Raw genomic sequence first — 522 nt, 5'->3', positions numbered from 1 at the left:
GTATTAGCAGTAGCAGATATTAGTGAAACTCGACAAAAAATTTTATGGTTAGGATTTTTTTTATCATTTGCAGTAAAAGTTCCTATGATTCCTTTCCATATTTGGTTACCTGAAGCTCACGTAGAAGCAAGTTTAGCTGGATCAATTATTTTAGCCGGAATTTTATTAAAATTAGCTGGTTATGGATTTTTACGATATTCTATTGCTATTTTACCAGATGCTTCTGTATTTTTTACTCCTTTAGTTTATTCTTTAGCAGTTATTAGTATTATTTATTCATCTTTCACTACTTTAAGACAAGTAGATTTAAAAAAAATTATTGCTTATTCTTCTGTAGGACATATGAATATTACTTTATTAGGTTTATTTAGTAATACAATCCAAGGAATTGAAGGATCTTTAATTCTTATGCTTGCTCACGGGGTAGTATCTCCTGCTTTATTTATTTGTGTGGTTATTTTATATGATCGATATCATACTCGATTATTAAAATACTATCGAGGATTAACTCTACATATGCCA

At 28.7% G+C, this 522-nt stretch carries 1 protein-coding gene; it reads left to right on the top strand.

Annotated features, from left to right (window positions below; all coding sequences use genetic code 11):
- On the top strand, positions 1-522 hold a 522-nt coding region (locus tag ACYVG5_RS21495), incomplete at both ends, for a proton-conducting transporter transmembrane domain-containing protein (RefSeq protein WP_460683543.1).

This window comes from Modestobacter lapidis, from assembly GCF_054780755.1.
The sequence above is the reverse complement of the archived record's forward strand: the minus strand, read 5'-3'. Positions and strand labels throughout refer to the sequence as shown.